General features: G+C 74.5%; 10 protein-coding genes. 4 read left to right on the top strand and 6 right to left on the bottom strand.

The genetic code is table 11. The features are described from left to right. Positions 1–223 precede the first annotated feature (223 nt). From ACYVPE_RS37875 to ACYVPE_RS37865, 3 genes are all read right to left on the bottom strand, one after another. Complete coding sequence (locus ACYVPE_RS37875; RefSeq protein ID WP_461038386.1) at positions 224–1,135, bottom strand: ribonuclease Z; 912 nt, start codon at positions 1,133–1,135, stop codon at positions 224–226. Beyond that, complete coding sequence (locus ACYVPE_RS37870; RefSeq protein WP_461038385.1) at positions 1,135–1,494, bottom strand: histidine triad nucleotide-binding protein; 360 nt, start codon at positions 1,492–1,494, stop codon at positions 1,135–1,137. Before ACYVPE_RS37870 ends, ACYVPE_RS37875 begins: the two co-directional genes overlap by 1 nt. A gap of 110 nt (positions 1,495–1,604) precedes the next feature. Continuing rightward, on the bottom strand, positions 1,605–2,204 hold the full coding sequence (locus tag ACYVPE_RS37865; protein WP_461038384.1) for a TetR/AcrR family transcriptional regulator: 600 nt from the start codon (positions 2,202–2,204) through the stop codon (positions 1,605–1,607). Between the two features lie 102 nt (positions 2,205–2,306). On the opposite strand from ACYVPE_RS37865, the gene ACYVPE_RS37860 reads away from it, so the two are divergent. Further along, positions 2,307–3,722 (top strand): MFS transporter, encoded by a 1,416-nt coding sequence (locus ACYVPE_RS37860; protein ID WP_461038383.1) that lies wholly within the window; start codon positions 2,307–2,309, stop codon positions 3,720–3,722. A gap of 48 nt (positions 3,723–3,770) precedes the next feature. Here ACYVPE_RS37860 and ACYVPE_RS37855 read toward each other — a convergent pair whose 3' ends face one another. Genes ACYVPE_RS37855 through hrcA form a run of 3 tightly spaced genes read right to left on the bottom strand, consistent with a single transcriptional unit; the run spans position 3,771 to position 6,700 of the window. Next, entirely contained in the window at positions 3,771–4,517 is a 747-nt protein-coding gene (locus ACYVPE_RS37855) for a 16S rRNA (uracil(1498)-N(3))-methyltransferase (protein WP_461038382.1), read from the bottom strand. A 25-nt stretch (positions 4,518–4,542) separates the two neighbouring features. Next, on the bottom strand, positions 4,543–5,682 hold the full coding sequence (dnaJ, locus tag ACYVPE_RS37850) for a molecular chaperone DnaJ (RefSeq protein ID WP_461038381.1): 1,140 nt from the start codon (positions 5,680–5,682) through the stop codon (positions 4,543–4,545). Position 5,683: 1 nt separating this feature from the next. After that, a complete protein-coding gene (gene hrcA / locus ACYVPE_RS37845; protein WP_461038380.1) occupies positions 5,684–6,700 on the bottom strand; it encodes a heat-inducible transcriptional repressor HrcA in 1,017 nt (338 codons plus the stop codon). Positions 6,701–6,886: 186 nt separating this feature from the next. Here hrcA and ACYVPE_RS37840 point away from each other — a divergent pair, with 186 nt between their 5' ends. The 3 genes from ACYVPE_RS37840 to hemW are packed head-to-tail and all read left to right on the top strand — an operon-like array spanning position 6,887 to position 9,747. Next, the gene (locus ACYVPE_RS37840) at positions 6,887–7,594 is read left to right on the top strand and encodes an MBL fold metallo-hydrolase (protein WP_461038379.1); all 708 of its coding nucleotides are present in this window, start codon (positions 6,887–6,889) and stop codon (positions 7,592–7,594) included. A 12-nt stretch (positions 7,595–7,606) separates the two neighbouring features. Continuing rightward, positions 7,607–8,479, top strand: a complete 873-nt coding sequence (locus ACYVPE_RS37835) for a DUF3097 domain-containing protein (protein ID WP_461038378.1) — start codon at positions 7,607–7,609, stop codon at positions 8,477–8,479. Between the two features lie 38 nt (positions 8,480–8,517). Continuing rightward, entirely contained in the window at positions 8,518–9,747 is a 1,230-nt protein-coding gene (gene hemW, locus ACYVPE_RS37830) for a radical SAM family heme chaperone HemW (protein WP_461038377.1), read from the top strand. Positions 9,748–9,866 lie beyond the last annotated feature (119 nt).

Here is a 9,866-nt window from a genome sequence, read left to right as displayed (position 1 = left end):
GCGGCACGGCCGCAGGCCGACACGGCCGCAGGCCGACACGGCCGCAGGCCGACACGGCCGCAGGCCGACACGGCCGCAGGCCGACACGGCCGCAGGGCCCCAACGAGGCGGCTTCGCCGCCGTTGGGCCCCTGCGGGCCGCCGCCCGCGCGCAGCGCGCACCACCCCGCGCGGCAGCGCCGCGGCAGCGCAGGAAAGGGCGGGTGGGTGGGGGGAAACCCGGTTCACCCAGCGGAGCGTGCCGGTATCGGCACCCGCATCAGGTCCTCGGCGATCGTCAGATCGCCCCCGTAGCCCGCCTCCCGCGCCTCCGCCGCGAACGCGCCCGGGTCCGCGTACCGCTGCGAGAAGTGCGTCAGCACCAGGTGTCGGACCCGGCTCTCGGCCGCGACCCGGGCGGCCTGCGCGGCCGTCAGGTGGCCGAACTCCTCGGCCAGCGCCGCGTCCTGGGTCAGGAAGGTGGACTCGATGACGAGCATGTCGCAGTCCGCGGCCAGCGCGTAGACGCCGTCGCACAGCCGGGTGTCCATGACGAAGGCGAACCGCTGGCCCGGGCGTCGCTCGCTGACGTCCGTCAGCCGGACGCCCCGCAGTTCGCCGGCCCGCTGTAGCAGGCCGACGTCGCGCCCGGTGATGCCGTGCGCGGCGAGCCGGTCGGGCAGCATGCGGCGGCCGTCCGGTTCGACGAGGCGGTAGCCGAAGGACTCGACGGGGTGGGAGAGTCGGTGGGCGCTCAGCGTGAAGCCCGGCGTCTCGGCGATCGGGCCCTCGTCGGTGATCGGGCCGGCGAGCACCCTGGCGGTCTCGCGGTAGGCGGTGGCGTGCCTGAGTCGGTCGTAGTACTGCTGGCCGCTGGCCGGGTAGTGGACGGTGACCGGGTGCGGCACCTGGTCCAGGTTGATGCGCTGGATGACGCCGGCGAGGCCCAGCGAGTGGTCGCCGTGGAAGTGCGTGACGCAGATCCTGGTGAGCCGGTGGGCGCTGACGGAGGCGAGCAGCAGCTGCCGTTGGGTGCCCTCGCCGGGGTCGAAGAGGATGGTGTCGGCGTCCCAGCGCAGGGCGTAGCCATTGTGGTTGCGGTGCCTGGTGGGGACCTGGCTGGCCGTGCCGAGCACGACCAGCTCGCGGGCCGACATCAGCCGGGGGGCCATTCCAGACCGCGCCCGCCGAGCAGGTGGGCGTGCGCGTGGAAGACGGTCTGGCCGGCGCCGGCGCCGGTGTTGAAGACGACGCGGTATCCGGTGCCGTCCACCTTCTCCTCGGCGGCGATCTCGCCGGCGAGGAGCAGGAGTTCGGCGGCCATCTCGGGCTCGGCGGCGGCGAGGGTGGCGGCGTCCGGGTAGTGGGCCCTGGGGATCACCAGCACGTGGGTGGGGGCCTGCGGGTTGATGTCCCGGAAGGCCACCGCGGTCTCCGTCTCGCGGACCACCGTGGCCGGCACCTCGCCCGCCACGATCTTGCAGAACAGGCAGTCTGCCTGCGGTTCTCCCGCCATCGCGCGGTGCCCTCCCGAAACGTCCGACAGCTCGATCCGTACGGAGCGGATGCTATCGCGATCGGTCTCGGCGACGACCCCCGAGGACGGCGGGCGCGATCCGCCGCGTCTCAGTGTTCCGGGGCCGGCACCGGCTGCCCGGGCGGTGTGAAGGCGGCGAGCAGGGTGCCGGTGATGGCGTGCGGCGCGGCCGCCTCGTCGAGCCGGCCGGCGGTGATCTCGTCGGCGGCCGTGTGCAGCACCGCGTAGAACGTGGCGACCAGCCAGGGCACCGGGACGTCCGCGCGGAACGTGCCCTGCTCGCGGCCGCGTTCGATCAGCCGCTCGATGCGGCGCAGCGGTTCCTCGTGGAGTTCCCTGACCCTGCCGTGGGGCAGGCCGCGCTGGGCGGCGGTCAGCAGGGCGCGGGACTGGCTGACGATCCGCCAGGAGGAGCGGATCAGCAGCGCCATGGCCTGGGGCGGGTCGCCTTCGATGTCCAGGTCGTCGAGCGCGGCGTCGGCGTGCCGCATGGCCCTGGCGAACACGGCGTCGAGGAGTTCTCCCCGCGAGGCGAAGTGGCCGTAGAGCGTGACGCGGCCGATGCCGGCCGCCTGTGCGATGTCCGCGACGCTCGCGTCGGGATCGCGGCTCAGGCATTCCACCGCGGCGTCGAGGATCGCCGTCACGTTGCGTCTGGCGTCGGCTCGCCGCCCCCGGGTCACCGGCATGTCGTGCCTCTCTCATCTCACCGTTAGTCGAACAGCGCTGTTTGAGTTAGCCTATCGCCCAATAACTCGAACATGAGTGTTTGACTTACAGGAGCTGTCCCGATGCGTCCTCGTTCCCCGGCCCACGAGCCGCCCGACCCGCGCCGCTGGCGGGCCCTGGTGCTGCTCGGCGCCGCGCAGTTCATGCTGATCCTCGACGTCACCGTGGTCGCCGTCGCGCTGCCCGACATCGGAGCCGGCCTGGCACTCGGCAGAACCCAACTGACCTGGGTCGTCACCGCCTACACGCTGATGTTCGGCGGGCTCATGCTGCTCGGTGGCCGAGCCGCCGACCTCTTCGGCGCGCGGCGCCTGGTGCTGGCCGGGCTCGCCGTGTTCACCGCCGCCTCGCTCACCGCCGGGCTCGCCGGCGGCGCCGCCGTCCTGATCGGTGCGCGGATGCTTCAGGGAGTCGGCGCCGCGCTGCTCTCCCCCGCGGCTCTCTCCGTGGTCGCCACGACCTTCCACGGGCCGGAGCGGAACCGGGCCCTCGGGGTGTGGGCGGCCATCGGCGGCACCGGCTCGGCGGTCGGGGTACTGGTCGGCGGGCTGCTCACGGCGGGCCCCGGCTGGGAGTGGATCTTCTACGTCAACGTGCCCATCGGCCTCGCGCTGCTCGCCCTGCTGCCCGGCGCGCTGCCCGTCACCGCCCGGGCCACCCACCGCGGCGCCCTGGACGTGCCCGGCGCCCTGCTGGTCACCTCGGCCACGGCGGCCGCGATCTACGGGCTCACCAGAGCCGGCGACGACGGCTGGAGCGCGCCCGCCACACTCGTACCACTCGCCGCGGGACTCGCGCTCTACGCCGCCTTCGGCCTGCTGCAACACCGGTCCCCGGCACCGCTGATGCGCCTCGCGTCGCTGGCCCGCCGCCCGGTGCTGACCGGCGCGTTCCTGATGCTGGTCGCCACCGCCCTGCTGATCTCGTCCTTCTTCCTCGGCTCCTTCTACTTCCAGGGCCCTGGCGGGCACGGGCCGCTGGCCACCGGGGCACTGTTCCTGCCGGTGGCCGTCGGCACCGTGGTCGGGGCCCATCTCGCCGGGCACGCGGTGGGCCGCGTCGGGCCGCGGCTGGTGGCCGTGCCCGCGCTGCTGACCGCGGCCGGCGGCCTCGCCATACCCGCGGCGGAGGCCGGCACCCTCTCCCTGGCGGTGGGGCTGAGCGTCGCGGCGGCCGGCCTGGGCGCGGGCTTCGTCGCCGCGACCGCCACCGCGCTCGCCCGGGTGGAGCCCGCCGAGGCGGGGCTGACCTCGGGCATCGTCAACACCTGCCACGAGTTCGGCGGCGCGATCGGCGTCCCGGTGGTCTCCAGCATCGCCGGCGCCAGCATCGCCGCGGGAGGCGCCGCGACAGCCGAGGGATTCACCGACGCGCTGACCTTCACGACCCTCACCGCGGCGGCGGCCGCCGTAGCCGCGCTGTTCCTGGTGCCGGCGGGCCGCCCGCCCGCCGAGGCCGCGATCGCGCACCTGCACTGAGGGACGGCCGCACCGAGAGACGGCCAGGCCCTGTCCGGGCGACAGGGCCTACGCCCAGCGGCCGGTCCTGGTGAGCAGCAGGGCGGTGGCGGCGGTGCCGGCCGTCGAGGTGCGGAGGATGGTGGGGCCGAGGCGGTGGGCGCGGGCGCCGGCCGCCTCGAACGCGGCGAGTTCCTCGGGGGCGACGCCGCCCTCGGGGCCGACCACCAGCGCGATCTCGCCCTCGGCCGGCAGCTCGGCCGAGGCCAGCGGCTCGGCGCCGGACTCGTGCAGGACGCCGGCGAAGGCGGCCCCACCCAGCGCGGCGGCGACCTCGCGGGTGGTCATCGGCTCGGTGACCTCGGGGATCCGCAGCCGCCGCGCCTGCTTGGCGGCCTCCCGGGCGGTGGCCCGCCACTTCGCCAGCGCCCTGGCGCCGCGCTCGCCGCGCCACTGGGTGACGCAGCGGGCCGCGGCCCAGGGGATGATCCGGTCGACGCCGGTCTCCGTCATGGTCTCGACGGCCAACTCGCCCCGGTCGCCCTTGGGCAGCGCCTGGACCACGGTGACCGACGGCAGCGGCGGCGGCTCGTGACGGAGCTCGGCGACCGCGACCTCCAGGCGCTCCTTGCCCTCGACGGCGGCCACCGTGCCGAGCGCGCCGGCGCCCCGGCCGTCCGTGAGGACGATCGGCTCACCGACCCGCAGCCGCCGCACGGAGACGGCGTGCCGGCCCTCGGCGCCGGCCAGCGGCAGCAGCCCGCCGGGGCCGGCCGCCGCCAGCGACTCCACGAGGAAGACGGGCGCGGTGCTCACCCGCTCACCGCCGACTCGCCTCGACTCACCGGCCGTTGAACGCGTCCTTCAGGCGCGAGAAGAGGCCCTGCTGCCCCGGCTGAAACTGGCCCAGCGGCCGCTCCTCGCCCCGCAGCTTGGCGAGCCGCCGCAGCAGCTCCTCCTGCTCCGGGTCGAGCTTCTGCGGCGTCTGCACCTCGACGTGCACGACGAGGTCGCCCCGGCCGTTGCTCCGCAGGTGGGTGACGCCGCGGTTGTGGAGCGGGATCGACTGCCCCGACTGGGTGCCGGGACGGATGTCGACCTCCTCCATCCCGTCCAACGTCTCCAGCGGCACCTTGGTGCCCAGGGACGCGGCCGTCATCGGGATGGTGACCGTGCAGTGCAGGTCGTCGCCGCGCCGCTGGAAGACGGGGTGCGGTTTCTCCCTGATCTCCACGTACAGGTCGCCCGCGGGGCCGCCGCCCGGGCCGACCTCGCCCTCGCCGGCCAGCTGGATCCGGGTGCCGTTGTCGACACCGGCCGGGATCTTCACCGTCAGCGAGCGCCTGGTGCGCACCCGGCCGTCGCCCGCGCACTCGGGACAGGGGGTGGGCACCACGGTGCCGAAGCCCTGGCACTGCGGGCAGGGCCGCGACGTCATGACCTGGCCGAGGAAGGAGCGGGTGACCTGGGAGACCTCGCCGCGGCCGCGGCACATGTCGCAGGTCTGCGCCGAGGTGCCAGGCGCGGCGCCCTCGCCGTTGCAGGTGCCGCAGACCGTGGCCGTGTCGACCTGGATCTCCTTGGTGGTGCCGAACGCCGCCTCGTTCAGGTCGATCTCGAGCCTGATCATGGCGTCCTGGCCGCGCCGGGTGCGGGACTTCGGGCCGCGCTGCGAGGCGGTGCCGAAGAACGCGTCCATGATGTCCGAGAAGTTCCCGAAGCCGGCGCCGCCGAAGCCGGCACCCGCCCCCGCGCCCCCGCCGGGGCCCATCGGATCCCCGCCCAGGTCGTACATCTGCTTCTTCTGCGGGTCGGAGAGCACCTCGTAGGCGGTGTTGATCTCCTTGAACCGCTCCTGGGTCTTGGGATCCGGGTTCACATCCGGATGGAGCTCCCGCGCGAGCCGGCGGAAGGCCTTCTTGATCTCCTCCTGCGATGCGTCACGCTGCACACCGAGGATCGCGTAGTAGTCAGCCGCCACCTTAGTTCTCCGCGAGAATCTGTCCGACGTACCGTGCCACTGCGCGCACCGCTCCCATCGTTCCCGGATAGTCCATGCGGGTCGGTCCGACCACGCCGAGCTTCGCCACCGCCTCGCCTCCAGAACCGTAGCCGACGGAGACGACCGAGGTGGACGTCAGGCCCTCGTGAGCGTTTTCATGCCCAATCCGGACGGTCATACCCGGATCCTTGGCCTCCCCCAGCAACTTGAGCAGCACGACGTGCTCCTCGAGCGCTTCGAGCACCGGCCGGATCGTCAGCGGGAAGTCCTGTCCGAAGCGGGTGAGGTTGGCGGTGCCGCCGATCATCAGCCGCTCCTCCTTCTCCTCCACCAGCGTCTCCAGCAGGATGGAGAGGACCACGGAGACCGTGCCTCGCTCCTCGTGCTCGAAGGAGTCCGCCAGGTCGGCCACCAGCCGCGGCACCTCGGCGAAGCGCTCGCCGACGATCCGGCTGTTGAGCCGGGCACGGAGGTCGGCGATCGACGCCTCGCCGAACGGCGCCGGGCAGTCGACCATCCGCTGCTCGACGCGGCCGGTGTCGGTGATCAGCACCAGCATCAGCCGGGCCGGCGCCAGCGAGAGCAACTCGACGTGGCGCACGGTGGAGCGGCTGAGCGACGGGTACTGGACGACGGCGACCTGCCGGGTGAGCTGCGCGAGCAGCCGCACCGTGCGGGCCACCACGTCGTCGAGGTCGAGCGCGGACTCCAGAAAGCTGTGGATGGCCCGGCGCTCGGCGACCGAGAGCGGCTTGACGTCGGCGAGCTTGTCGACGAAGAGCCGGTAGCCCTTGTCGGTGGGCACCCGGCCGGCGCTGGTGTGCGGCTGGGCGATGTAGCCCTCCTCCTCCAGCACCGCCATGTCGTTGCGCACGGTGGCCGGGGAGACCTGAAGGTTGTGTCGCTCCGTGAGCGCCTTGGAACCGACCGGCTCCTCGGTGCCCACATAGTCCTGGACGATGGCTCGCAACACCTCGAGTCTGCGTTCGCTGAGCATGCCGCACACCTCCCGCCCGGCCGTCGTTCCTGCCTGCCCGCCCTGGCACTCAGTCGTGGGGAGTGCCAACCCTGTCCAGTGTACGGCCGGGTAGCACGGCCAGGGAATCGTGAACGGGGAGACGGTATCGCGTGATCGGCCGTCTTCCGGGCCGGAACGTTTCTGTCGTGACGCTAACGTCGCAGCATGACGACGCGATGGGAAGACCTGGCGCCCGGAGTGGTGCGACGGCGGCTGGCGGGCTGGGACGAGACGGTCGGCGCGGTGGCGGGCCGGGACGGGCTGCTGCTGGTCGACGCCGGCCCCTCGCTGCCGGCCGGCGCCGAGCTCGGCGAGGAGCTGCGGGAGCGGTTCGGCCGCCCGGTGACCCGGCTGCTGCTCACCCACCCGCACTTCGACCACGTGCTGGGCGCCGGCGCCTTCCCGGACGCCGAACGGTACGGTCCGCCGCTGACCGACTGGTCGCAGGTCGCCGCCGACGCGGTGCGGCAGGGGGTCGACCCGGCGCTGGCCTCGGACGCGGCGGAGGCGCTCGGCGCGCTGCCGCCGACCCGTGAGGTCGGCGGGGAGCTGACGCTCGACCTGGGCGGCGGCCGGGAGGTGGTGCTCGCGGACCTCGGCCCGGCGCACTCGCCCCACGACCTGGTGGTGCTGGTGCCGGGTCCCGCGCCGGTGGTGTTCTGCGGTGACCTGGTCGAGGAGTCGGGCGAGCCGCAGGCGGGGCCTGACGCGGAGCCGGCCCGCTGGCCGGCCGCCCTGGACCGGCTGCTGGCGCTCGGCGGCACCACGGCGCGCTATGTGCCGGGGCACGGCGCGGTGGTGGACGCGGCCTTCGTCCTGGCCCAACGGGAGGCGCTCGCCGAGCGGTTCGGGGTGCCGCCGGCGGCCTCGTGATCTGATGAGCCCATGCGTGGAGGACAGTACGGCGGGCAGCACGGCGGACAGTACGGCAGGGCCTACGACCCGGATCTGACGCCGCCGTGGAAGCGGCGCGCCCCCGTTCCCGAGGTGCCGGCCGAGCCCGGCCTGGTCGTCGAGGACGTGACGACCGGCTTCTGCGGCGCGGTGATCCGCTGCGAGAAGACGGCCCAGGGGCCGACGGTCACGCTGGAGGACCGCTTCGGCGCCCACCGGGTGTTCCCGCTGGAGCCGGCCGGCTTCCTGCTGGAGGGGAGGACGGTGACGCTGGTCCGCCCGGCGCAGACCGCCGCCACGCCCGCCGGGCCGGCCAGGACCGCCTCCGGCTCGATCGCGGTACCGGGCGCCCGGGCGCGGGTCGCGCGCGCCGGGCGCATCTACGTGGAGGGGCGCCACGACGCGGAGCTGGTCGAGAAGGTCTGGGGCGACGACCTGCGGATCGAGGGCGTGGTCGTGGAGTACCTGGCCGGCGTCGACGACCTGCCGGCCGTCGTCCGCGAGTTCGCCCCCACCGCCGAGGCCCGGCTCGGCGTGCTGGTCGACCACCTGGTACCCGGCTCCAAGGAGTCCCGGATCGCCGCCGAGGTCACCGACCCGAACGTGCTGATCGTCGGCCACCCCTTCATCGACGTCTGGGAGGCCGTGAAGCCCTCGGCGCTCGGCATCCCCGAGTGGCCCAGGGTGCCGCGCGGCCAGGACTGGAAGACCGGCGTCTGCCGGGCGCTCGGCTGGCCCGAGAACACCGGCGCCGCCTGGCGGCGGATCCTGGGCACGGTGCGGGACTACCGCGACCTCGAACCCGGGCTGCTCGGGCCAGTCGAGCACCTGATCGACCACGTCACGGTGGGCGGGCCCGGGTAGTCGCGCCGGTCGTCGTCCCGGTGGCGGACAATGGGGGTATGCCCTCCGTCCTCCCCGAAGGCGAGCCGATGCCAGCGGACGGCGCGCTCCCCGCGTCCGCCCTGGCCGGGGCCGCCGAGCGCCCCCTCGCCTTCTACCTGCACGTGCCGTACTGCGCGACGCGCTGCGGCTACTGCGACTTCAACACCTACACGGCAGCCGAGCTGCGTGGCTCCGGCGGGGCGCTGGCCTCCCGGGACAACTACGCCGAGGTGCTGGCCGAGGAGATCCGGCTGGCCCGAAAGGTGCTCGGCGACGACCCGCGCCAGGCCGCCACGGTCTTCGTCGGCGGCGGCACCCCCACGCTGCTGCCGCCCGGCGCGCTGGCCGCGATGCTGGACGCCGTCCGGCAGGAGTTCGGCCTGGCCCCCGGCGCCGAGGTGACCACCGAGGCCAACCCCGACTCGGTCGACCCGGCCTCGCTCGCCGCGCTGCGGGAGGCCGGCTTCAACCGGATCTCCTTCGGCATGCAGAGCGCCCGCCGGCACGTGCTGGCCGTGCTGGAGCGCACCCACACCCCGGGCCGCCCCGAGGCGTGCGTGGCGGAGGCCAGGGCGGCCGGCTTCGAACACGTCAACCTCGACCTGATCTACGGCACCCCGGGCGAGACCGACGACGACTGGCGCGCCTCGCTCGACGCGGCCGTCGCCGCCGGGCCCGACCACGTCTCGGCGTACTCGCTGATCGTCGAGGACGGCACGAGGCTCGCCGGCCGGGTGCGGCGCGGCGAGGTGCCGGCGCCGGACGACGACGTGCACGCCGACCGCTACCTGATCGCCGAGGAGACGCTGTCGGCGGCCGGCTTCGGCTGGTACGAGATCTCCAACTGGGCCACGTCGGCGGACGCCCGCTGCCACCACAACGAGCTGTACTGGACCGGCGCCGACTGGTGGGGCGCCGGCCCCGGCGCGCACAGCCACGTCGGCGGCGTGCGGTGGTGGAACGTGAAGCACCCCGGCGCGTATGCCGCGGCGCTGGCGGAGGGCAGGTCGCCGGGCGCCGGCCGCGAGCTCCTGACGGCGGACGACCGGCGCGTCGAACGGATCCTCCTCGAACTCCGCCTCGCGGCGGGCGTGCCGCTCTCTCTGCTGACGGCGTCCGGGCTCGCCGCGGCGCGGCGCGGGGTCGCCGACGGCCTCCTCGCGGAGCCCGCCTTCGCGGCGGGCCGGGCGGTTCTGACGCTGCGGGGGCGGCTGTTGGCGGACGCGGTGACGCGGGATCTGACGTAGGGGGTTCTCCCCCACCCACCCGCCCTTTGTTCCGCGCTTCGCGCGGGTGGGCCCTGGCGGGCCGGGCCGGCCTGCGGCGGGGGTGGGTGCCCCGCGCTTCGCGCGGGGTTCCCCCCACC

This window comes from Streptomyces mayteni, from assembly GCF_054783955.1.
This window is presented reverse-complemented; position numbering and strand designations above follow the sequence as displayed.

Excerpts from the sequence above, each read along its gene's own strand:
- ACYVPE_RS37875 (WP_461038386.1), bottom strand. The coding sequence starts at position 1,135 with ATGTCGGCCCGCGAGCTGGTCGTGCTCGGCACGGCCAGCCAGGTCCCC.
- ACYVPE_RS37870 (WP_461038385.1), bottom strand. The coding sequence starts at position 1,494 with ATGGCGGGAGAACCGCAGGCAGACTGCCTGTTCTGCAAGATCGTGGCG.
- ACYVPE_RS37865 (WP_461038384.1), bottom strand. The coding sequence starts at position 2,204 with ATGCCGGTGACCCGGGGGCGGCGAGCCGACGCCAGACGCAACGTGACG.
- ACYVPE_RS37860 (WP_461038383.1), top strand. The coding sequence starts at position 2,307 with ATGCGTCCTCGTTCCCCGGCCCACGAGCCGCCCGACCCGCGCCGCTGG.
- hrcA (WP_461038380.1), bottom strand. The coding sequence starts at position 6,700 with ATGCTCAGCGAACGCAGACTCGAGGTGTTGCGAGCCATCGTCCAGGAC.
- ACYVPE_RS37840 (WP_461038379.1), top strand. The coding sequence starts at position 6,887 with ATGACGACGCGATGGGAAGACCTGGCGCCCGGAGTGGTGCGACGGCGG.
- ACYVPE_RS37835 (WP_461038378.1), top strand. The coding sequence starts at position 7,607 with ATGCGTGGAGGACAGTACGGCGGGCAGCACGGCGGACAGTACGGCAGG.
- hemW (WP_461038377.1), top strand. The coding sequence starts at position 8,518 with ATGCCCTCCGTCCTCCCCGAAGGCGAGCCGATGCCAGCGGACGGCGCG.